The organism is Saxibacter everestensis, from assembly GCF_025787225.1.
Taxonomy (GTDB): domain Bacteria; phylum Actinomycetota; class Actinomycetes; order Actinomycetales; family Brevibacteriaceae; genus Saxibacter; species Saxibacter everestensis.
The window spans coordinates 759,091-780,282 of sequence record NZ_CP090958.1; the positions used below are offsets into that span (position 1 = coordinate 759,091).

At 65.2% G+C, this 21,192-nt stretch carries 23 protein-coding genes and 1 riboswitch; of the genes, 16 read left to right on the plus strand and 7 right to left on the minus strand.

The window, feature by feature from the left end; genetic code table 11:
* The first annotated feature begins 129 nt into the window (after positions 1-129).
* From rplM to glmM, 3 genes are all read left to right on the plus strand, one after another.
* Positions 130-573 (plus strand): 50S ribosomal protein L13, encoded by a 444-nt coding sequence (rplM, locus tag LWF01_RS03735; RefSeq protein ID WP_349639702.1) that lies wholly within the window; start codon positions 130-132, stop codon positions 571-573.
* A gap of 37 nt (positions 574-610) precedes the next feature.
* Positions 611-1,138: a 30S ribosomal protein S9 gene (gene rpsI, locus LWF01_RS03740; RefSeq protein ID WP_349639703.1), complete on the plus strand. Its 528-nt coding sequence runs from the start codon at positions 611-613 to the stop codon at positions 1,136-1,138.
* Between the two features lie 157 nt (positions 1,139-1,295).
* The gene (gene glmM, locus LWF01_RS03745) at positions 1,296-2,651 is read left to right on the plus strand and encodes a phosphoglucosamine mutase (RefSeq protein WP_349639704.1); all 1,356 of its coding nucleotides are present in this window, start codon (positions 1,296-1,298) and stop codon (positions 2,649-2,651) included.
* Between the two features lie 40 nt (positions 2,652-2,691).
* Here glmM and coaA read toward each other — a convergent pair whose 3' ends face one another.
* Positions 2,692-3,675: a type I pantothenate kinase gene (gene coaA, locus LWF01_RS03750; protein ID WP_349640816.1), complete on the minus strand. Its 984-nt coding sequence runs from the start codon at positions 3,673-3,675 to the stop codon at positions 2,692-2,694.
* 164 nt (positions 3,676-3,839) lie between these two features.
* Between coaA and glmS the strand changes: the two genes are divergently transcribed.
* Positions 3,840-5,714: a glutamine--fructose-6-phosphate transaminase (isomerizing) gene (glmS, locus tag LWF01_RS03755; protein WP_349639705.1), complete on the plus strand. Its 1,875-nt coding sequence runs from the start codon at positions 3,840-3,842 to the stop codon at positions 5,712-5,714.
* A gap of 24 nt (positions 5,715-5,738) precedes the next feature.
* The gene (locus tag LWF01_RS03760; RefSeq protein WP_349639706.1) at positions 5,739-6,089 is read left to right on the plus strand and encodes a holo-ACP synthase; all 351 of its coding nucleotides are present in this window, start codon (positions 5,739-5,741) and stop codon (positions 6,087-6,089) included.
* 16 nt (positions 6,090-6,105) lie between these two features.
* Here LWF01_RS03760 and LWF01_RS03765 read toward each other — a convergent pair whose 3' ends face one another.
* From LWF01_RS03765 to LWF01_RS03780, 4 genes are all read right to left on the minus strand, one after another.
* Complete coding sequence (locus LWF01_RS03765) at positions 6,106-6,450, minus strand: DoxX family protein (protein ID WP_349639707.1); 345 nt, start codon at positions 6,448-6,450, stop codon at positions 6,106-6,108.
* A gap of 116 nt (positions 6,451-6,566) precedes the next feature.
* On the minus strand, positions 6,567-7,253 hold the full coding sequence (locus tag LWF01_RS03770) for a hypothetical protein (RefSeq protein ID WP_349639708.1): 687 nt from the start codon (positions 7,251-7,253) through the stop codon (positions 6,567-6,569).
* Positions 7,250-8,170: an ABC transporter ATP-binding protein gene (locus LWF01_RS03775; RefSeq protein WP_349639709.1), complete on the minus strand. Its 921-nt coding sequence runs from the start codon at positions 8,168-8,170 to the stop codon at positions 7,250-7,252. The genes LWF01_RS03770 and LWF01_RS03775 overlap by 4 nt, the downstream gene beginning before the upstream one ends.
* Positions 8,167-8,529 (minus strand): GntR family transcriptional regulator, encoded by a 363-nt coding sequence (locus LWF01_RS03780; RefSeq protein WP_349639710.1) that lies wholly within the window; start codon positions 8,527-8,529, stop codon positions 8,167-8,169. Before LWF01_RS03780 ends, LWF01_RS03775 begins: the two co-directional genes overlap by 4 nt.
* A 123-nt stretch (positions 8,530-8,652) precedes the next feature.
* On the opposite strand from LWF01_RS03780, the gene LWF01_RS03785 reads away from it, so the two are divergent.
* From LWF01_RS03785 to LWF01_RS03815, 7 genes are read left to right on the plus strand one after another with little or no spacing between them, the layout of a single operon-like run.
* Positions 8,653-9,861 carry a M20 metallopeptidase family protein gene (locus LWF01_RS03785; protein WP_349639711.1) on the plus strand — a complete coding sequence of 403 codons (1,209 nt, stop codon included), beginning with the start codon at positions 8,653-8,655 and terminating at the stop codon, positions 9,859-9,861.
* Positions 9,806-11,386 (plus strand): NAD(P)H-hydrate epimerase, encoded by a 1,581-nt coding sequence (locus LWF01_RS03790; protein ID WP_349639712.1) that lies wholly within the window; start codon positions 9,806-9,808, stop codon positions 11,384-11,386. Before LWF01_RS03785 ends, LWF01_RS03790 begins: the two co-directional genes overlap by 56 nt.
* Positions 11,374-12,534 carry an alanine racemase gene (alr, locus tag LWF01_RS03795; protein ID WP_349639713.1) on the plus strand — a complete coding sequence of 387 codons (1,161 nt, stop codon included), beginning with the start codon at positions 11,374-11,376 and terminating at the stop codon, positions 12,532-12,534. Before LWF01_RS03790 ends, alr begins: the two co-directional genes overlap by 13 nt.
* 2 nt (positions 12,535-12,536) lie before the next feature.
* Positions 12,537-13,079: a tRNA (adenosine(37)-N6)-threonylcarbamoyltransferase complex ATPase subunit type 1 TsaE gene (gene tsaE, locus LWF01_RS03800; RefSeq protein ID WP_432761984.1), complete on the plus strand. Its 543-nt coding sequence runs from the start codon at positions 12,537-12,539 to the stop codon at positions 13,077-13,079.
* A gap of 29 nt (positions 13,080-13,108) precedes the next feature.
* On the plus strand, positions 13,109-13,795 hold the full coding sequence (gene tsaB / locus LWF01_RS03805) for a tRNA (adenosine(37)-N6)-threonylcarbamoyltransferase complex dimerization subunit type 1 TsaB (RefSeq protein ID WP_349639714.1): 687 nt from the start codon (positions 13,109-13,111) through the stop codon (positions 13,793-13,795).
* Between the two features lie 5 nt (positions 13,796-13,800).
* Positions 13,801-14,286, plus strand: a complete 486-nt coding sequence (gene rimI / locus LWF01_RS03810) for a ribosomal protein S18-alanine N-acetyltransferase (protein ID WP_349639715.1) — start codon at positions 13,801-13,803, stop codon at positions 14,284-14,286.
* A gap of 9 nt (positions 14,287-14,295) precedes the next feature.
* Complete coding sequence (locus LWF01_RS03815; protein ID WP_349639716.1) at positions 14,296-15,720, plus strand: hypothetical protein; 1,425 nt, start codon at positions 14,296-14,298, stop codon at positions 15,718-15,720.
* A gap of 75 nt (positions 15,721-15,795) precedes the next feature.
* Here the strand turns inward: LWF01_RS03815 and LWF01_RS03820 are convergent, their stop codons facing one another.
* Positions 15,796-16,110, minus strand: a complete 315-nt coding sequence (locus tag LWF01_RS03820; RefSeq protein WP_349639717.1) for a DMT family transporter — start codon at positions 16,108-16,110, stop codon at positions 15,796-15,798.
* Positions 16,111-16,121: 11 nt separating this feature from the next.
* A riboswitch (guanidine-III (ykkC-III) riboswitch) is annotated at positions 16,122-16,184 on the minus strand.
* A gap of 117 nt (positions 16,185-16,301) precedes the next feature.
* On the opposite strand from LWF01_RS03820, the gene LWF01_RS03825 reads away from it, so the two are divergent.
* Genes LWF01_RS03825 through LWF01_RS03840 form a run of 4 tightly spaced genes read left to right on the plus strand, consistent with a single transcriptional unit; the run spans position 16,302 to position 19,949 of the window.
* Positions 16,302-17,219: a macrolide 2'-phosphotransferase gene (locus LWF01_RS03825; RefSeq protein ID WP_349639718.1), complete on the plus strand. Its 918-nt coding sequence runs from the start codon at positions 16,302-16,304 to the stop codon at positions 17,217-17,219.
* A gap of 32 nt (positions 17,220-17,251) precedes the next feature.
* On the plus strand, positions 17,252-18,328 hold the full coding sequence (tsaD, locus tag LWF01_RS03830) for a tRNA (adenosine(37)-N6)-threonylcarbamoyltransferase complex transferase subunit TsaD (RefSeq protein ID WP_349639719.1): 1,077 nt from the start codon (positions 17,252-17,254) through the stop codon (positions 18,326-18,328).
* The gene (locus LWF01_RS03835; RefSeq protein WP_349639720.1) at positions 18,325-18,990 is read left to right on the plus strand and encodes a pentapeptide repeat-containing protein; all 666 of its coding nucleotides are present in this window, start codon (positions 18,325-18,327) and stop codon (positions 18,988-18,990) included. The genes tsaD and LWF01_RS03835 overlap by 4 nt, the downstream gene beginning before the upstream one ends.
* Positions 18,987-19,949, plus strand: coding sequence for an NUDIX domain-containing protein (locus LWF01_RS03840; RefSeq protein WP_349639721.1), 963 nt, complete (start codon positions 18,987-18,989; stop codon positions 19,947-19,949). The genes LWF01_RS03835 and LWF01_RS03840 overlap by 4 nt, the downstream gene beginning before the upstream one ends.
* Before the next feature lie 40 nt (positions 19,950-19,989).
* On the opposite strand, the gene LWF01_RS03845 is transcribed toward LWF01_RS03840, so the two are convergent.
* On the minus strand, positions 19,990-21,135 hold the full coding sequence (locus LWF01_RS03845) for a glutamate--cysteine ligase (RefSeq protein ID WP_349639722.1): 1,146 nt from the start codon (positions 21,133-21,135) through the stop codon (positions 19,990-19,992).
* Between the last annotated feature and the right edge of the window lie 57 nt (positions 21,136-21,192).

A 21,192-nucleotide genomic window follows, 5' to 3' on the forward strand; every position in this document is an offset into this window, starting at 1 on the left:
TTGCTTTGCAGCTGTGAGCGTGCGATCGCAATCGAGAAGACTTTTGCGCTTTTGTTGTGTGCTCGAAGGCAGAGCCCGCGAACGAAGAGTGCGAGTGCCGAATAATCGAGATAGAAGAAGGCTACAACCGTGCGTACGTACACCCCTAAGCCCGGCGACGTCGAGCGCCAATGGCATGTCATTGACGCTACCGACGTGGTGCTTGGTCGCTTGGCCAGCCAGACCGCCCAGCTGCTTCGGGGCAAGCACAAGCCGACATTTGCCCCTCACGTCGATGGCGGCGACTTCGTCATCATCATCAATGCAGACAAGGTTGCGCTGACCGGTGCAAAGCTTGAGCAGAAGCGCGCTTACCGGCACTCCGGTTACCCGGGCGGCCTGAGCAGCGTCAACTACGCCGAGCTGCTGGAGAAGAACCCGCAGCGCGCCGTGGAGAAGGCTGTTCGCGGAATGATCCCGAAGAACTCTCTCGGCCGCGGTCAGATGACCAAGCTGAAGGTTTACACGGGTTCGGAGCACCCACACGCTGCACAGAACCCGCAGCCATTCACCATCGGCCAGGTTGCGCAGTAGCGCGAACCGCTTAAGCCAAGAGAACCCAAGGAGAACCGTGGCTGAGTCCACCAATGTGAACGACGTCGACGCTGTCGACGAAACCGATGCCGAAAACGTCAGCAGCTACTCGACCGAAACGCCGGCAAGCGCCGGACTCGGTGAGACGCCTGCCGGTGGCCGCGGTCAGTCGCTGACTGCTCCCGGTGCGGCGGTCGGTCGCCGCAAGCAGGCAATTGCCCGTGTTCGCCTGGTGCCTGGCACCGGCGAATGGAAGATCAACGGTCAGAGCCTCGAGGCCTACTTCCCGAACAAGCTGCACCAGCAGCTGGTGAACGACCCGTTCCGTCTGCTTGAGATCGAAGGCCGTTTCGACGTTCACGTTCGCATCTCCGGTGGCGGACCTTCCGGCCAGGCCGGCGCCGTCCGGTTGGGTATCTCGCGGTCGCTGAACCTGATCGACGAAGAGCACAACCGTGCAGAGCTGAAGAAGGCCGGTTTCCTGACCCGCGACCCGCGCGTCAAGGAACGGAAGAAGGCCGGACTGAAGAAGGCCCGCAAGGCTCCACAGTTCAGCAAGCGTTAAGTTCTACTCTTGTACCAGGCCGCGTCATGCGGCACATCGAAAGGCCCCGCGACTTACCAGGTCCGGGGCCTTTCGAGCATCTGAAGAGAATGAAAGTACCTGGTGCCGCTAAGGTGGCGCGTTTCGAGTCTGCCGACTGGCAGAAGAGGAGTGGGATATGGGCCGGCTGTTCGGCACCGACGGAGTACGCGGGCTGGCGAACCGCGACGTCACTGTTGACCTAGCGCTCGACCTCTCGGTCGCGGCGGCGCACGTGCTGTCCGAAGAAGGCGTGTTCTCCGGGCATCGGCCCAAGGCCGTGATCGGCCGGGATACCCGGGCGTCCGGAGAGTTCCTGTCCGCGGCGGTTGCTGCAGGACTCGCCTCGGCCGGTGTGGACGTTGCCGATGCCGGGGTCCTGCCTACTCCCGGGATCGCGCACGTTGTGAAGGTGTCGAACGCGGACCTCGGCGTGGTGCTGTCCGCGTCGCACAACCCGATGCCGGACAACGGGATCAAGTTCTTTGCCCGTGGCGGAACCAAGCTGCCGGACAGCGTCGAGGACCGGATCGAGGCCAGGTTGCGCTCGGAGTGGGAGCGGCCGACCGGCGCCGATGTCGGCCGGATCCAGCGGTATGCCGCGGCAGCCGATGAATACACAGAGCACCTCGTGGCTTGCCTCCGTGCCGGCGATGAGCCGCTTGCCGGATTGCGCGTCGTCGTCGACTGCGCCAACGGAGCGGCCAGCGTTGTCGGCCCGGCGGCCATCCGCCAGGCCGGCGCCGAGGTCGTGGTGATCGGCGCCAGCCCGAACGGCCTCAACATCAACGACGGCATCGGCTCAACCCATCTCGGTCCGCTGCAGGCTGCCGTCGTCGCGGAGGGTGCCGACCTCGGTGTCGCCTTCGATGGCGATGCGGATCGCTGTCTGGCAGTCGACGCCAAGGGGCGCGTTGTCGATGGCGATCAGGTGATGGGCATCTTGGCCCTTGGCCTCGCCGAACGGGGACTGCTGAAGAACAACACGCTGGTGACCACTGTGATGTCGAATCTTGGCCTGCGGCTGGCAATGGAAAAAGCCGGAATCGCCACGGTGCAGACCGCGGTCGGGGATCGGTACGTGCTCGAGGAGATGGCGAAGAATGGCCATACCCTTGGCGGCGAGCAGTCGGGGCATGTCCTGATGCTCGATCACGGCACCACCGGCGACGGCGTGCAGACATCGCTGCACCTGATGGTGCGGATGGCACAGACCCGTCGGACGCTGGCGGATCTGGCGTCGGCCATCCCGAAGCTCCCGCAGGTGCTGATCAACGTGCAGAACGTGGACAAGTCCCGGGCCAGCGATGCGGTGGTTGCCGCAACGGTTGCCGAGGTCGAAGCGGCTCTCGGCTCGACCGGAAGGGTGCTCTTGCGTGCGTCCGGAACCGAGCCGCTGATCCGGGTGATGGTTGAGGCCGCTGACGAAGCCGAGGCGCAGTCTGCGGCGAATCGGCTGGCCGACGTCGTCCGGGAACAGCTGACCCTGGCCTGAGCCTCCTGGCTAGCGGCTACAGGGCTACCCGGCTACCCGGCTACAGCTTGCGCAGCAGCATCCGCCGCACATCGTGCTGCGGGCCCTTGGTGAGTACCAGGGTTGCCCGCCCACGGGTCGGCAGCACGTTCTCCACCAGGTTCGGCTCATTGATCGACGCCCAGATTTCGGAGGCCAGATTAACTGCTTCCTCGTCCGAGAGCGACGAAAAGCGGTGGAAGAACGACTCCGGGTTCGCGAAGGCGCCTGTCCGCAGCGACAGGAACCGATCGATGTACCAGTTGCGTACATCGGGCGTCTTGGCATCGACATACAGCGAGAAGTCGAAGAAGTCGCTGACCGCCAGGCCCTGCCTGCCATCCAGCCGAGGCCTGGCCGGCTGCAGGACGTTGAGTCCCTCGACGATCAGGACGTCCGGCTGGCGCACGACGATCTCCGCGCCGGGCACGATGTCGTAGGTCAGGTGCGAGTACACCGGCGCCCGGACCTCCCTGGCACCGGACTTCACCGCGCTGACGAAGCGCAGCAGGGCCCTCCGGTCGTAGGACTCCGGAAAGCCCTTGCGTCCCATCAGGCCACGGCGTTCCAGCTCTGCGTTGGAGTACAGGAAGCCATCGGTGGTCAGCAGTTCGACGCGGGGGGTGTCCGGCCACCGGGCCAGGAGCTCGCGCAGCAGCCGGGCGGTAGTCGACTTACCGACGGCAACCGAGCCGGCCACGCCGATCACGAATGGTGTGCGCTTGGCCCCATGACTGTTCTTGCCGCCGCTGTCTTCGCTGAGCGGGGAGAGGAACGTCTGGGTGGCCTGGTGCAACTGGCCCTTGCCGCCGACATACAGATTGAGCAACCGGGAAAGCGGCAGGTAGACCTCTGCAACTTCCTTCAGGTCGATCCGTTCACCAAGGCCCGCCAGCCGGGTAACGTCATCACTGGTCAGGGGCAGCGGCGTCGATTCGGCCAGTCGTGACCAGGAGTCGCGGTCGAGTTCGACGAACGGGGTGCAGTTGTAGTCGTTCACCCCCATCGGCCGGCGCGGCCTCAGGCCTGCGAGGGTGCTGAGCTCTGACGGGAGATCTTCCGTTGACATGTCGGCATTCTTACAGGTCGACGATTGAAAAGGTAGTTGAGCTCCAGGCGGGCGTCTCGCGGGTTCGTCGTTCTCCCGCGCGGGAAGTTAAGCTTAGCCGCATGTGTGGAATCGTTGGATATGTCGCAGATCCTGCCGCTCGTTCGAGGCCAGTTGATCACTCAGCGCTAGATGTAGTCCTGGCAGGCTTGCGCCGGATGGAGTACCGCGGCTACGACTCGGCGGGTGTCGCCCTGGTAGGTGACGGACGGCTGCAGTCCGAGAAGCGTGCCGGCAAGCTGACCAACCTGCTCAATGCTCTCGAGCAGAACCCGCTTGAACCGGCAAACACCGGAATCGGCCACACTCGCTGGGCGACCCATGGCGGCCCGAATGACGCCAACGCGCACCCTCATCTTGCGGACGGCGGCAAACTCGCCGTGATTCACAACGGCATCATCGAGAACTTTGCGCAACTCAAGCAGGGGCTGCTCGATGACGGAGTTGAGTTCTCCTCCGAAACCGACACCGAGGTCGCCGCGCACCTGATCGCGGCTGAATTCAGGAACACGGGCGACCTCACCGAGGCAATGCGCCTGGTATCGGCAAAGCTCGAGGGCGCCTACACGCTGTTGGCAGTGCACGCCGACCGTCCGGGTGTCGTCGTCGGCGCCCGCCGTAACTCGCCGCTGGTTATCGGTCTCGGCGAAGGTGAGAACTTCCTCGGGTCCGATGTCGCCGCATTCATCGAGTACACCAAGGAAGCCGTCGAGATCGGCCAGGACCAGATCGTCACGATCACGCCAGAAAAGGTGGAGATCATCGACAAGGATGGCGCCGCCGTCCAGGGCAAGGCGTACCACGTGGACTGGGACGCAGCCGCAGCTGAAAAGGGCGGCTTCCCAAGCTTCATGGCGAAGGAAATCAACGACCAGCCCGCGGCCGTCGCCGACACTCTGCTCGCCCGCACCGACACCGCCGGAAAGCTCATCCTCGACGAGATGAACATCGACGAGGCGACGCTGCGCACGATCGACAAGATCGTGATCATCGCCTGCGGCACGGCGAGTTATGCCGGCCAGGTGGCCAGATACGCCATCGAACACTGGTGCCGGATTCCATGTGAGGTCGAACTCGCACACGAGTTCCGTTATCGGGATCCGGTCGTCAACGCGCGCACCCTCGTGGTGGCGGTCTCGCAGTCCGGCGAAACCATGGACACCATCATGGCCGTCCGGCACGCCCGCGAACAGGGCGCGAAGGTCATCGCGATTTGCAATACCCATGGTTCGACCATCCCGCGCGAATCCGATGCCGCGCTTTACACGCACGCCGGACCGGAGATCGCCGTCGCCTCGACGAAGGCGTTCCTGGCCCAGATCACCGCCTGCTACCTGCTCGGCCTCTACCTGGCGCAGCTGCGCGGCAACAAGTTCCCGGATGAGATCGCCAACATCATGGGCGAGCTTCAGGTCATGCCGGAGAAGATTCAGAAGGTGCTCGACGGTTCCGACAAGGTCCGGCAGATCGCGCGCTGGATGGCCGACTCGAAGTCGGTACTCTTCCTCGGCCGCCATGTCGGCTTCCCGGTTGCACTCGAAGGAGCGCTCAAGCTCAAGGAGCTTGCCTACATTCATGCCGAGGGCTTCGCGGCTGGCGAGCTGAAGCACGGGCCGATCGCCCTGATCGAGCCGGGCCAGCCGGTGTTCGTCATCGTGCCCTCGCGCAAGGGTCGTGACTCGCTGCACTCGAAGGTGGTGTCGAACATCCAGGAGATCCGGGCCCGTGGCGCCCGCACCCTGGTGATCGCCGAAGAAGGCGACACCGATGTGCTGCCCTATGCGGACGAGGTGATTTCGGTGCCGGAGTGCCCGACTCTGCTCGCGCCGCTGCTGACCACGGTGCCGCTGCAGATCTTCGCGATGGAACTCGCCTCGGCCAAGGGCCTCGACGTCGACCAGCCGCGCAACCTGGCCAAGTCAGTCACGGTTGAGTAGCAGCACCTGCCTGGCGGAGCACCGATGATCGTCGGGGTCGGCATTGACGTCGTGGACGTCGCCCGGTTCGGCGAGAAGATCGCCAGAACCCCGGCCCTACTCGATCGGCTCTTCGTCGGCGAGGAACGCGAGGTCGGGTTGAACTCACTGGCGGCCAGGTTCGCCGCCAAAGAGGCCCTGGCCAAGGCGCTTGGCGCTCCCGGAAACCTGTTCTGGCATGACGCCAGGGTCTGCAAGGACGACCACGGCCGGCCCTACCTCGAAGTCGGCGGCAGCATCACCGCCCGGGCGTCGGAGCTGGGCGTCACCTCGTTCCACCTTTCGCTCAGCCACGATGCCGGCATCGCGTCTGCGGTTGTCATCGCCGAGAGCTGATCCTGCCCCGCCGACATCAGCTAAGCTGCAGCGCCAGCGTTCCGCCGGAAAGCAGCAGGATGAACGCGGCGGGGCCGGCACCCGCGAGGTCGCGCTTCCGCAAATGGCTGAGCACGGCGAGGAGGAAGTACAACGTCACGCCGACCGCTGCGGCGATCCCGATCGGCCGGACCAGCAGGCCAAGGACCACTCCGATCGCGCCGAAGCACTCGAGCAGCGCAAGTTTCGGGAAGTGCCGAACCGGCATGCCGACTCCGGTGACCGAGTCGACAACCTTCTCGTTTCTGATCAGCTTGCCCCGGGCCGAAATCAGCAGGATGACGGCCAGGAAGCAGGTCGTGGCGATGGTGATGGGTGACATCAGGTCTCCGAAGGGTCTTAGTTGCGATGGCGGCCGAGCCCGGCCTACGGGGCCGAGCCCGGCCTACGGGGCCGAGCCCGGCCTGGCGGCCGAGCCCGGCCTGGCGGCCGAGCCGCCTACGGGGTCGCGCGGCGCAGCGTCAGGTACGCCCCGAAACCGAGCAACACCACGAGCAGGCCCAGCCAGCCGGCGATGCCCAGGGCTGTCTGCGTGACGAACCAGGCACCGAACTCGGCCCAGGTATTGGTGAAGCTGACGTAGGCGGCAACCCCGAGCAGGATGAGCGCGGCCGCGATGCCAGCCACGAGCAGGCCAGGAACCTGCCAGCGCTTGTAGATCGTTGCCGACCACAGGCCAACAAAGAACAGGAACATGGTGCAGGCCCAGAAGAACGCGATGGTCTGAAGCCAGCCGCCGCCGGTGATCCAGGGCATGTCGAACATGTACCCGTTCAGACCCCAGCCATTCGTTGCCCGCTCGATCAGGGCCAGCAAGAAGTAGAGCACCGCCCATGCCAGCGACGTGACGACGAACAATCCGACGGTGCCGAGGAAGAATGTGCGGCGAGAGATGCTCAGACCTTGCGAGAAGGGAAACGTCAGCGTCAGTGAGTAGATGCCGAGCGCGAGAAAGTACCACAGCGGAGCCTGCGCGCCGCCGCCGTATATGGGTTGGTCGACGGGGATCAGGGCGAAGATCGCGAGGCTGATCAGGATCGTCGCGATCAGGATGATGACGGGAACCCCGAAATACGTCCCCCTGTTGATCAGCTGCATGCGGGCCACATTGATTATGCGGTTCATCGGGCTACCTTTTCGTTACTCGGCAAAGCGGCCTCGTCGACGGCTGCCTTGTCATTGATGGTCTTCCGGACAATGAGTTGCTGTAGGGATACCGGCGCGAGTTCCAGGCCGAGCTCCGCCGCTTCGGCCCGCTCGGCGCCGTCGAGGGTCGCGGCGATGGTCACCGAGGCAAGCGTGGCGAAACCGTCGCGGTGAATGACGTCCCGTCCGGCGATGAACTGCTCGACGGTTTCGGCGGGCCCGACAACGGAGACCGCGGATGTGCGCAGCTTCTCGGCGTCGTCATCCAGCAGGATTCGACCCTGGTCGACCACGATGACGTGTTCGAGCAGGTTTGCCACCTCGTCGATCAGGTGACTGGACAGCACGATCGTCCGCGGGAACTCGGCATAGTCTTCCAGCAGCCGGTCGTAGAACAGCTGACGGGCCACGGCGTCCAGGCCAAGGTATGGTTCGTCGAAAAATGTGAGTTCGGCGCGGGATGCCAGGCCGATGATCACTCCGACTGCCGACAGCTGCCCGCGGGAGAGCTTCTTGATCCGCCGGTTCGTCGGCAGGTTGAAGTCCTTGACCAGCCGGTCGGCCAGCTTTTGGTCCCAGTTCGCAAAGAACATAGCTGCCGAGGCGAAAGCATGCGAGGGCTTGAAATCGTCGGGGTATTTTTGCGATTCCCTGATGAAGCAGACCCGGTTGAGCACCCGCTCGTTCTCGTACGGATGTTCACCGAAGACCCGGACGCTGCCCGAGGTTTCGAAGTTCTGTGCGGTCAACACGGACATCAGCGTGGTTTTGCCGGCGCCGTTGCGGCCGAGCAGGCCGTAGATCTTGTTCTCTTCGATGTCGAAGCTGACGTTGTCAAGGGCCGTGGTCTCCCGGTAGTTCTTGTTTAGGCCCCGCACCTCGATGATGGTACTCATGAGTTCACTTCCTCTCGCTTGAGCATTTCGGCGAGCTGCTCGCCGCTGAGGCCAAGCTTGCGGGCCTCGCGCTGGACTGGTTGCACGTACTGGATGAAAAACTGCTCCCGGCGTCTGGCCAATAGCCGGGCGCGGGCCCCGGGGGAAACGAACATGCCGATGCCTCTCCTCTTGTATAAGATCTCGTCGGCCACCAGCTGGTTGATTCCTTTCCCGGCGGTGGCGGGGTTGATGCGATGGAAGGCCGCCAACTCATTGGTCGATGGCGCCTTGGATTCCTCGAGCAGCGAACCGTCGAGGATGGAGTTCTCGATCTGCTCGGCAATCTGCAGAAAGATCGGTCGGCCCTCATCGATCATTTGGCCTGCCTCTCGAAACCTCGGTTACGCGGTTCGTTAGTCATGTAACTAACCATGCAACCTCAGAGCTCAGGATGTCAAGGGGATATCCGGCCGAAGGAGCGAAGGCGATACGGTGAAGCCATGGTTTTCTCCAGCGCCGACGCCAAGAAGCTACTGCCGGAACTCGTGTCGCTGCGGCGTCGTTTGCATGCGCAACCGGAGATCGGCTTACAACTGCCGCGTACCCAGGAGACAGTGCTGAGGGCGCTGGACGGCCTGGGGCTCGAGATCCACACCGGAGACGCAACGACGTCGGTCACCGCGGTGTTGCGCGGAAAAGGGGAACACCAGCCGGGCGACACCGTGCCGACAGTTCTGCTGCGCGGAGATATGGACGGCCTGCCCATTATCGAGCAAACCGAGCTGCCGTACGCATCGGTCAACGGGGCGATGCACGCCTGCGGACACGACCTGCACACCGCCGGGCTGGTCGGCGCGGCGCGGCTGCTGTCCGAGGCAAGGAATCGATTGCCCGGTGACGTCATCTTCATGTTCCAGCCGGGGGAGGAGGGATACAACGGCGCGGGTCTGATGATCGACGAAGGTGTACTCGAGGCCGCTGGCAATCCCGTGCTGGCCGCGTACGGCGTGCACGTCGCGGCCGACCTCCCGTACGGGAAGGTGCATTCCAAGCCCGGCCCGCTGATGGCGGCATTCTCGGTTCTCGACGTAACGGTGCGCGGACGGGGCGGCCATGGCTCCAGGCCGTACACCGCCCTGGATCCGGTGCAGACAGCAGCGGAGATGATCGTTGCGCTGCAGTCGTACATCAGCCGGCGGTTCGACATCTTCGATCCGGTCGTCCTGACGGTTGGCGACTTTCACGGCGGCAGCGCGGCCAATGTGATCCCCGATATCGCCAGATTCCGGGCCGGCATTCGTAGCTTCAGCGATGAGGTCACGGCCCGGCTGGCCGTTGAATTGCCGAACCTGGTCTCCCATATCGCGCTGGGACACGGACTGGTCGCCGACGTGAATTTCAGCACTGACCTGCCCGCCACGATCAACGACCACGATGAGGCTATCCGCTATCTGGGCGTGGCCGGAGAAATGTTCGGCGAACACCGGGTCGAGCTGATGGAGAACCCGCGGGCCGGTTCCGAGGACTTCTCCCGGATTCTGCACCGGGTGCCAGGCGCCTATGGACATCTCGGCGCCGCCCCACGCGATCTGGCGCCGGAAGACTGGGTATCCAACCACTCGCCGCGCGCCAGGTTCGATGACGGCGTGCTGGGTGAGCACGCGACCTTCCTGGCCGAACTGGCGGCTCGGCGGCTCGCCGATGCGTAGGGCCTGGACTCCGGACCAGGTGCGGGCGTGCGAAACGCCTCTGCTCGACGCCGGCCAGGGGGACGCATTGATGTCCCGGGCCGCGGCAGGGCTGGCCAATGTCTGCGCCACCGAGCTGCGGGAACGCTACGGCCACGTATACGGCTCAAGAGTTCTTGCCCTGGTCGGCAAGGGCAACAACGGGGGAGACGCCCTGTTCGCCGCCTGCCGACTTGCCCGGCGGGGTGCGCACGTCACGGTGCTGCTGTGTGCCGGCCGGGCCCATCCGGCCGGTCTTCGGGCCGTGCGGGCGCTGAACATCGATGTGCGCGAGTTGGACGAATCAGACGACGACGTCCTTCGGTTTTTGCTCTGCGCGCATCTGGTGATCGACGGAATCGCCGGCACCGGCGCTCGGGCCGGTCTGCCGGACAGGCTGGGCGAACTCGTCCGGCGTTGGCGTGGCCGGAAGCCGGGACGGCAACTCGTGGTCGCGGTGGATGTGCCGAGCGGCGTCGATGCCGGCACCGGGCAAACCGGCGGATCCGCCATTGCAGCCGACGTGACTGTGACGTTCGCCGGATTGAAGACGGGACTGCTGATACCACCCGCCGCGCGGAACGCCGGTCGGGTCGAGGTGGTCGACATCGGACTGGAGCTGGCGGACGAACAAGCAGTGGTCCTTGCGGTGGAAGCCTCCGATGTGGCCGCGCTCTGGCCGGCGCCGGAGCCGAGCGACCACAAGTACTCCAGAGGGGTTCTTGGCCTGGTGGCCGGGTCCGCGCGTTACCCGGGCGCGGCGGTTCTCGCCGCAGATGCAGCGGTAAGCGCCGGGGTCGGCATGCTCCGCTACGTCGGACCGGACACACCGGGCGGTTTGATCGCGCAACGATCTCCCGAGGTGGTCGCAGGCGCCGGACGGGTGCAGGCCTGGGCGCTCGGCAGCGGCGTCGCGCCGGACGAGGAATCGCAGGTCGACGCCATCCGCGCCGCCCTTGACGAGGCGATCGAAACTCAGCTGCCATGCGTCCTTGACGCGGGAGCGTTCGACCTGATCTACGGGCCGCTCGGCATGCCGGCAATCCTGACGCCGCACGCCGGAGAGCTCGCGACGCTGCTCGGCCGCCTGTCGGGGACAATTGTCTCCCGCGAGGAGATCGAGGCCGACCCGGCGCGACATGCGAAGTCCGTGGCAGAGGCGGCCAACGCCGTTGTGTTGCTCAAGGGCGCTCACACCGTAATCAGCCAACCGGCCGGGCCGGACTACGTGCAGGGACCGGCGACAGCCTGGCTGGCGACGGCCGGTTCGGGGGACGTGCTGACCGGCGTCCTCGGCGCACTGGCTGCGACGGCCGGCCGGAAGTCATTGCCACAGCTCGCGGAGCTCGCGGCTCTCGGTTCCTTCGTACACGGGCAGGCCGCCCTGCTTGCCTCGCAGGGCGGTCCGCTTCGTTCGTTGCACGTCGCCGCAGCGGTGAAATACGCGGTAACGGAGCTACGCGTTCGAGCCCGGGAAGAAAAAAATGTTGGACAATGGCAGCTATGAATCGCGCCGTGCCGGCACCGGCCCATCCTGCCCCCCTGACAGCGCTCGTCGACCTATCGGCGATCGCAGACAATGTGCGTGCCCTGCGCGCGGCGGCGCCGGGGCGAGAACTGATGGCGGTAGTCAAGGCAAATGGCTATGGACACGGCGCCATCGAAGCTGCCCGGGCCGCGCTCCAGGCCGGCGCGGACTGGCTCGGCGTCGCCCATCTCCGCGAGGCCCTCGACCTTCGCGAGGCCGGAATCAAGGAGCCGATTCTCTTCTGGCTCTACGGTCCGCAGGAGGATCTCACCCCAGCGGTCCGTCATGGTATCGACATCGGTGTTTCCTCGCTGCACGGATTCGAGCAGGTGTGTGAGGCGGCTGCCAACGCCGGCCGACGCGCACGCATTCACATGAAGATCGACACCGGTCTTGGCCGCAACGGCGCGACCGCCGAGCAGTGGGTCGGCCTGCTGGACGCCGTCAACGAGGCCGATATGCGCGGTCTGATCGAACCGGTCGGGGTCTTCTCGCACCTTGCCTGCGCGGATGAGCCCGGCCATGAATCCATCGCCCTGCAGAAGCAGAACTTCCTGACCGCCATCGACGTGGCGAAAACGCGCAGCGTGAACTTCTCCCGGCGGCATCTGGCGAACACTCCGGGCGTTTTCGCCAAGGAGGATCTGGCTTTCGACCTGATCCGGCCGGGTCTGGGTATTTACGGACTGTCGCCCTTCGCCGACCGTAACGCGGAGGAACTCGGGCTGAGACCGGCCCTGCGCCTGGTCAGCCTGGTGGCGCAGGTGAAGCGCGTGCCGGCTGGGCAGGGCGTTTCGTACGGGCTCGGCTATCGGACAAGCGTGGAGAGCACCCTCGCCCTGGTGCCGGCCGGCTATGGCGACGGTATTCCGCGCGCGGCGTCCGATCGGGCCGAGGTCAGCATCCGCGGTAAGCGTTACCGGATCGCCGGGCGGGTCGCGATGGACCAGTTCGTGGTGGACGTCGGCGATGACAAGGTGCGCCTCGGCGACGAAGTCGTCATCCTTGGGGCGAACCCGGGCGAGCCCACAGTGGAGGACTGGGCCCGGGCGACGGACACGATCAATTATGAGGTGGTGACCCGGCTGTCGGCGCGGGTTGCCCGAAGCTACCTGCCGGTGGCCTGACCATGGATCACCTGGTGACGGTGCCGACCTCGCAGGACATGCATGAGCTGGGCCGACGGGTTGCGGCACTGCTTCGTCCCGGCGACCTGCTTGTGCTCTCCGGCGGCCTCGGCGCGGGCAAGACCACGTTCACCCAGGGCCTGGGGGACGGCCTGGGGGTTGCCGGCAGCATCATCTCGCCCACCTTTGTGATCGCCCGGGTGCACGAATCGCTCGCCGATGGTCCGGATCTTGTGCATGTTGACGCGTATCGGCTCTCCGGGATCGACGAACTCGACGACCTCGACCTGGACGCAGACCTGGACGAGGCCGTCACGGTGATCGAATGGGGCTCCGGCCTCGCCGAGGTGCTCTCGGCCGACCGGCTGGAAATCGACATCGACCGGGAAGCCGTGACCATCACGGGCGTCGACCCTGCGGCCGCGGGCCCGCCGACCGGACCCGACGCTGGAATCGATCTGGATTTCGACCATGACGAGACTCGCCTGGTCCGGATGCTGCCGGTTGGCGACAGATGGTCCGGAGTGCAGCTGCCTGTTTTGTGAGTGCCGAGGGCGGAGGTAAGTTAGCCCTTGTGCTCGTTCTCGCTCTGGATACCTCAGCCGCCGCCTCCGCGGCAGTAGTCAGCGACGACGGCGTGCTTGCCGAACACACGATCTTTGGGGCGCGACGGCATGCCGAGGTGCTGGTGCCCGCTGTGGAGCAGGTGCTTGCCGAAGCTGGGGCGCAGGCCGGCGATTTCGATGCGGTTGCGGTGGGTATCGGTCCAGGCCCGTACACCGGCCTGCGCGTCGGCATCGCCACTGCGCTCGGTTTTGGCCTGGGCTGGTCGGTTCCGGTGCACGGCGTGCTGAGCATCGATGCACTGGCGTGGCAGCTTGCCTCGGCTGGATGCGTTCCGACGGACTTCGCCGTGGCGATCGACGCGCGCCGCAAGGAAGTGTACTGGGGGCGGTATTCCGGAGTTGATTCCGCGGGTACACCACGGCTGGCGGCCGGGCCGGATGTCAGCACGCCCACAGACTTCGCTTCCGCGATCGAAGGCGTGCCCAGGGGTGGACGGGGCATCCTGCTGTATCCGGACCTGCTTGGAGAAGCAGTGTCGGATAAACCCGAACTGGTCGAACCGCTCGCTTCGGGAATCGGCGAGATAGCTGTCCGGCGGACAGCCGCCGGAATGACGCTTGAGGAACCGCGACCCCGGTACCTTCGCCGTCCGGATGCCGCCAGCCCCAAGCCGCCCAAACGAGTGCTCGGCTGAGGCGTATGAGCGGTGAAGCAACCACGCCCGACGGTCCGATTATCGTGCCCTTGCGCTGGTGGCACCTGCCCGAGGCGGCCGCGCTCGACGCCAGGCTATTTCGCGAGACCAGCTGGACGCAGGAGACCTTCTGGGCCGAACTCGCGGCGCCGCAGCGTGAGTATTCTGCTGTGCTTGATGGAAATGACCGGCTTCTCGGCTATGCAGGATTGGCCTGGTCAGCGGCCGAAGCGGATGTGCAGACAGTAGCGGTCAGCACGGAACTACAGGGCAATGGCATAGGCCGGCAACTGATGCTCCGGCTGATCGAACAAGCCGGGAACCACGGCGCGACATCGCTTCTGCTGGAAGTTCGGGCGGACAACGAGCCGGCCAAGCATCTCTACACGAAACTCGGCTTCGACCGGATCGCCGTCCGCCGTGGCTACTATCAGCCGGGAAACATCGACGCTCACATCATGCGGTTGCGACCGCTGCACAGCAGAAACTAGGGGGCACTCATGTCAGAGGCGACACTGAATGAGACGGAAGTGGCGGCCCTTTCGAGGATCCGGACGCTCCTCGACGGCCAGGTCGACGGCACCGTGGCCGAGAGCCTCAAGCGCCTTCCGGACAAGGAACTGGGTCTCCTCCCACTGGCGGTCGTGGGCCTCGTCGACCTGTCCAGCCGTTTCATCACCGTTGCTGCTGCTGCTACCGGCCGGGTGCGTGCGGCAGTGGAGTTCTTGGCACGATTGGAGGCATACTCCAACATCCCGAACCTGCTCAAGGGCATCCCCAAGGTCCCCGCCGAGGCCGCCCTCACGCAGGCAGCGTTGACTGTGGTCGATGACGAGATCACGACGGAGCAGTTCAACGGCCAGGCGTTCGGCTTCCCGACGTCCGAGTTCTGGGGTATCGCGGCCCTGGCTGCCCGGGCCGACGCGGACGTCATCGAGCGTCTGCGTGGTCGACTCGTTGGGGAGTGGGTGCCCAAGCATCTGTCAGCAGCGGAGAAGGCCACTGTGCGCCACACCGAGTTGGTCCAGGCAGACCGTTCCGCCGGCGCCAACCCGGCCCCAGAGGCGCCGCAGAAGGTGTCCGAGGTCAAGAGCTGGCTCGCCAATCATCCAGAGCCCGACGTTGCGAGCCTCGCCCCCAACGCCGACCAGAGGGCCGCAGCCCGGGTGGCTGCCGTTCGGGCATTGACAAAAATCGGCACACGGCAAGCCTTCGAAGTGCTAAAGAAGTATGGGACGCCGTCGCACTCCGACGCCATGCTGAAGGAGCTGCACGTGGCCTGGGCCCGCTTCGACCGCCGCGAGTTCGCTGCCGCCATGTTCCAGCCGAGGTCCGGGTGGTTGGACCTGGGGGAGTCCGCGAACCTGGAGGGCGTCGACGCCATCCCTGGGTTGACTCACCTCACCGTCCTCCTCGGCAAGAAGGTCGATCTCTCCCCACTGGCTGGATGCAACGGGCTCGAGCGGCTTGTTCTGCACGCGTTCGCGGCCCCCGGGATTCAGGACATCACCCCATTGGCAGAGTTGCCCGCTCTCACCGAACTCCACCTCATCGGGTTCACCAGCGGCGCCGACCTTGCGACTTTGTCCAGGATGCCCGTGCGGCGTCTCCGCATCGACCTCGGTTGCGAGGCCGGGGACGTCCTCCTCTCGATGCCCCAGCTGGAGCGCCTGCTGGTCGCCGGGGAGGCCGACGGCGAGCCGGCCCATCCAGGTCTCGGCCAAGTGGTCCGCCAGCTGGCCCGCACGGGCGTCCAGGTGGTGGTCTACCGGCACGAGGAGTCATGGGTTCCGCAGCTGGTGAAGGACACGGAGGCCTGCTCTGGACTGCACTGCGTCAGTAAGAGCGGCTACGTCGCCCTCACTACGGACGAATCCGGATTGGAGAAGCTCACGAGCCGGTTGTTCAATAACATCGTGCCGTGACCCGTCGTTGCGGCGGCGCTCACCATTGGCGACCTCGATCCGTCCGCGTGAGTCAATGAGCGAACCGCCCAGCGCCTAGTGCAGAACCTTCAGCCCGATGACGCAGCCGACAATGCCCAATAGCAGCAGGACTTTCACCAGCGAGGCTGCTTCGCCATCGAAAATCATCGCGTAAGCAACTGTCAGCACCGCGCCGATCCCGACCCACACCGCATATGAGGTGCCGGTAGGAAGTTCGCGCATCGCGAAGGCGAGGCCAGCCATGCTGAGAACCAGCCCGACGGCGAAGGTGACTGTGGGCCAGAGTCGAGTGAATCCCTCGGCCTTGCCGAGTGCGGTTGCCCAGACGGCTTCGAGTACACCGGAAATAACGAGAACGAACCAGGACATAGCGATCTCCCCTTGCGCCGTCTTGTCGCGTTCCGGGTACGGCGCACCTCGTCCGGGTGCCGGTATGGCTGATTCAAAAGTCTCACGCCCTTCCCGAGCTGGCAAGTTGCGCTGAAGGCCTCGCTATATTCACTGGCAGGCCGGGCAGACTGGCGGCTAGTCTGGCAGCCACCCGGCGGAAGGACTCCCCAGTGCGACCACGATCAGACGATGTTCAACAGATTCTCGATCTCGCCAGCAGGCACGAACTCAGCCTCGAGCAGAATTCGCTGTCGGTCATCGAGGCGGGTCTGGACTTCCGGGTCGTGCTGGCGCGAGCGAACGACGGCACAGACTGGGTGCTGCGGATTCCGCGTCGGGCCGACGTCTCCGACCGGCTGGCGGCGGAGGCCAGAATTCTCGACTTCGTCGGGCAGCGTCTTGACGTTGCGGTTCCCGATTGGCAGGTGACGGCGCCTGACCTGATTGCGTACCCCCTGCTCCCCGGGCGGCCCGGCCTGACGATCGATGAGACCTCCGGCGAGCCGCTCTGGCACTTCGACCGGGAATCGCTGCGATATGCCGAAGACCTTGGCCGGTTGATCGCGGCCCTGCATGGCTTAAGCGCCAAGGAGGCCAAGGTCGCCGGGCTGCAGGTGCAGGATGCCGACGAGTCCCGCGCTGAATGGGAGCAAAATGTGCAAACGGTTCGCGCGGAATTCAAGGTCGCTCCCGATCTGGTTCGGAGGTGGGAAAACTGGATCGCGGACGACTCCTTCTGGCCGATTCGCACGGTACTGACTCACGGTGAGCTCTATCCGGCGCACGTCCTGATCGCCGACGACGAGACGATTACAGCCGTGCTTGACTGGACGACCGCGAAGGTCGGCGATCCGGCGCTGGACTTCATGTTTCAGAAGATGATCGCAGGCGAGCGGGCGTTTGCGGCGACCGTCGATGCCTACCACAAGGCCGGTGGCCGGACCTGGCCGCGACTTGGCGACCACTGCGCCGAAATCGTGGCGGCCAGCCCGGTCGCTTACGGCATCTACGCTCTCACCACTGGCGAGTCGGCGCATCTCGACGCCGCGGCGGCGCAGCTGAATCCGGTGAAGTCTCCGGCGGTCTAATCGCCGTTCGCCGGCAACGATAGCCTTGGCCTATGCCCTCGCCTGTCCGTACACCGCCGGCCGAGCCCCTTGTGCTCGGCATTGAGACTTCATGCGACGAGACCGGAATCGGCATCGTCAGGGGCCGTACCCTGCTTGCCAACACCGTGTCGTCGTCGATGGATGACCATGTGCGTTTCGGCGGAGTCGTGCCCGAGGTGGCCTCCCGCGCGCACCTCGAGGAACTTGTCCCCGCCATCCAGCTGGCCTGCGCAACCGCGGAAGTGGAACTCGCCGATGTCGACGCGATCGCGGTCACCAGCGGTCCCGGCCTGGCAGGCGCGCTGATGGTCGGCGTGGCCGGAGCGAAGGCGCTTGCCTCGGCCCTAGGCAAGCCGCTGTACGCGGTAAACCACCTTGCCGCCCACGTGGCCGTGGACATTGTCGAACGAGGCGAGCTGGAAACCCCGACGATTGCGCTGCTGGTGTCGGGCGGACATACCGAGATCCTGCTGGTGCGCGACATCGTCGATGACGTGACCCTGCTGGGTGAGACGATCGACGATGCCGCGGGGGAGGCCTTCGACAAGGTTGCCCGGCTGCTCGGATTGCCCTATCCGGGAGGTCCGAAGATTTCGAAAGCCGCGCTGGATGGCGACCGGACGGCGATCCGGTTTCCGCGCGGCCTGAGCACAGCCAAAGATCGGACTCCGGAACGCGGGCATCGCTACAACTTTTCTTTTTCCGGCCTGAAGACCGCCGTCGCCCGATGGGTTGAAACAGCGCATCGGCAGGGGCACGAGATCAAGATTCCCGATCTGGCGGCAAGTTTCGAGGAAGCCGTGGTCGACGTGCTCACCGCGAAAGCTGTGCTCGCCTGTCAGGATACCGGCGTCAACCGGCTCCTGCTCGGCGGCGGCGTGGCGGCAAACAGCCGGTTACGGGAACTACTGGCCGAGCGGACCGCCGCGGCGGGAATCACGTTGCGAGTGCCGCCGATTTCGTTGTGCACCGACAACGGCGCCATGGTGGCAGCGCTGGGTGCGGAGGTGCTGCGCCGTGGCCATCCGCCGACCGTCAACACGTTCGGCGCCGATTCCTCACTGACCGTGGATAAGGTCTTCGTATGAGTCGCCCGTCTCAGGCAGCGCGACCGCCCGCCAAGCCGACTCTCTCCCTCGGCCAGTTGCGGCCGGCCGGGCCGGATTTCCGGTTGTTCGACGGTGAGGTGTACGAAGGCTGCCACTTCGAAGGGCATCGATTCGATTCCCAGGATGCGTCCGACAGCGAATTCATCGACTGCCTGTTCGAGGACTGTTCCCTGAACGCAGCCTCGCTGAGGAATGGCAGATTCCGGGACTCGAGGCTGACCCGAGTCAGTGCGGCGGAGCTTGACTGCGCCAATTCGCACTGGCGCAATATCGAGTTCAGCGATGTCCGGCTCGGTGCCTGGGAATGGCACGGCGCGCGAATGGATCGTGTCGCGGTGAGCGGAGGCAAGATCGACTTCATCAATCTGCGCGGGGCGGTTATCGGCGATCTCACTCTGAGTGACTGCGTTATCGGAGAGCTCGACCTAAGTGGTGCGACGGCACGCCGGTTGTCGCTAGCCGGTTGCCGGGTCGAGCGGCTGGTGGTCGATAAGGCAACGCTTTCCGGCGTCGACCTGCGCGGCGCGGAAATCTCGGTGATTCAGGGCATAGACAGCCTCCGCGGAACCCTGATCAGCCGGGACCAGCTCTACGACCTTGCACCGGCGCTCGCCGCGCACCTGGGGGTGTCGGTGCTGTGAGTAAACCGTTGACCGGTTCGTCCACCGATCCGGAAAGCGGAGACGGCTGGGTCTACGGTCCCGATGAGACCAGGTACTGGGGTCGTTACGGCGCGGCTGGCGCACTGATCCATGACGTCGACCGCGGGATCCTGCTGCAGCACAGGGTGCAATGGAGCCACTTCGGTGGAACCTGGGGAATACCGGGCGGCGCCCGCCATCGTGACGAGACCGCCGTCGCGGCCGCCTTGCGCGAGTGCAGCGAGGAAGCGGGAGTCCCCGCCGTCGATGGAACCGGCATCCGGCTGCGCGCAAGCTACGTGCTGGACCTCGGATTCTGGAGCTACACGACAGTGCTCTCTGACGCCACTACCCGGCTCAATGCGCAGGTGACCGATAGGGAGAGCCTTGAGGTTGCCTGGGTGCCGCTGGGTTCGGTCGACAGTCTGCCGCTGCATCCCGGCTTTGCGGCCAGCTGGCCGGTGCTCAGTGAGGCCCTTGGGCTGCAGGTAACGCTTGTCGTCGACGTGGCCAACGTGGTTGGCTCCCGGCCGGATGGTTGGTGGAAGGACAGATCGGCGGCGGCGCAGAAGTTCGTTGCGCGGCTCGGGGCCCTGGCTGAGACGGGTATCGACGTGGGCGAGTTGGACCTACCCGGCACAGTCGGCGGCACTGCCCGACGTTGGTGGCCGCAGGAGATCCTGGCCGTAGTTGAGGGCCAGGCAAAGGGTGACTGGATAGCCGATGTCAACGCGGCCAGCGACGGAGCGGGCCCACGGGTGATCGCGGCCGCTCACGACGGCGACTCGGCAATTGTCCAGGCGACCGACGAGACGCTAGGCGCACCAGGGCATGCGGAGCAGAAACCGGACCCGGTCGTGATCGTGGTCACGGCAGACCGCGAGCTCCGCGGCCGGGTGGGCCGGCTCGGCGCGCAGGTCCGTTCGCCGCGCTGGCTTCTGGATAAGATTCCCGGCTGAGCGAACCCGCAGACGCGGATTCCCGGCTGAGCCGACCGGGTTAGCGCACCTGTTGCGGGACGCCGGCACGCATCTCCGCAACGAGCGAGCGCACCACCTGGCGCAGGTCGCCATCGTGCGCTTTAGCCACCGCATGCTGGCGCTGGTAGCTCGCGCCGCGATCGATAATCGTGTTGATGCTGGCCAGCTCCTCGCTGCAGCCAAGCCGCTCGGCCACCGGCGCCAGGCGAGGCAACAGTTCCGCAAGGTCTTCGGTCACCAGCCGCTCATCACCCTTGTCGTTGAGGATGATGATGGCGTCCATGCCATAACGCGCCGCCCGCCACTTGTTCTCCTGTACGAACCAGGGCGGCATGGTCGGAAGCGTTTCGCCGTCATCAAGGCGCTGGCTGAAGTCGTCGATCAGGCACTGCGTCAACGCGGCGATCGCGGTAATCTCGCTCATCGTGGGCACACCGTCGCACACCCGGACCTCGATGGTACCCAGCGCCGGCGAAGGGCGAATATCCCAGCGCACCTCATTGAACTGATCGATTACTCCGGTGACGAGCATGTCGTTGACGTAGTGCTCGAACTGCTCCCACGACTCGAACTGGAACGGTAGGCCGGCGGTCGGTAGCTGCTGAAAGATCAGCGCGCGGTTCGACGCATAGGCCGTGTCCTCTCCACCCCAATATGGGGAGGACGCCGAAAGGCACTGGAAGTGCGGGAAATAGGCCAGCATCGCGTTGACGATCGGCAGCACCTTATCGCGCGAATCGATTCCGACGTGCACATGCACCCCGTAGATCAGCATCTGGCGGCCCCACCACTGCGTGCGGTTGATCAGCTCGGCATAGCGTTCCTTGTCGGTGACCTTTTGCTGAGCCCATTGCGCAAAAGGGTGAGTGCCTGCCGACATCACCTCGACCCCCAGAGGATCTGTCACGGTGCGCAGCTCGGCCAGCGAACCTTCGAGGTCGGTTTTGGCGTCGGCAACGCTCGAGCAGATTCCGGTGATGATCTCGACAGTGTTGAGCAGTAGCTCCTGCTTGATCTTCGGGTGCTCATCGGCGTCATCCGGCTTGACCGCGCGCAGGATCTCCTCGGCGACCGACATCAGTTCGCCATCGCTCGCGCTGACCAGGGCAAGCTCCCACTCGACGCCAAGAGTCGACCTCTTCGATGGCTGAAACTCGATTGGCATTGCACTCCTCGAACGGACGGGATCGGCGCTCTTCCGTACCGGAGTGAGCCCTCATGG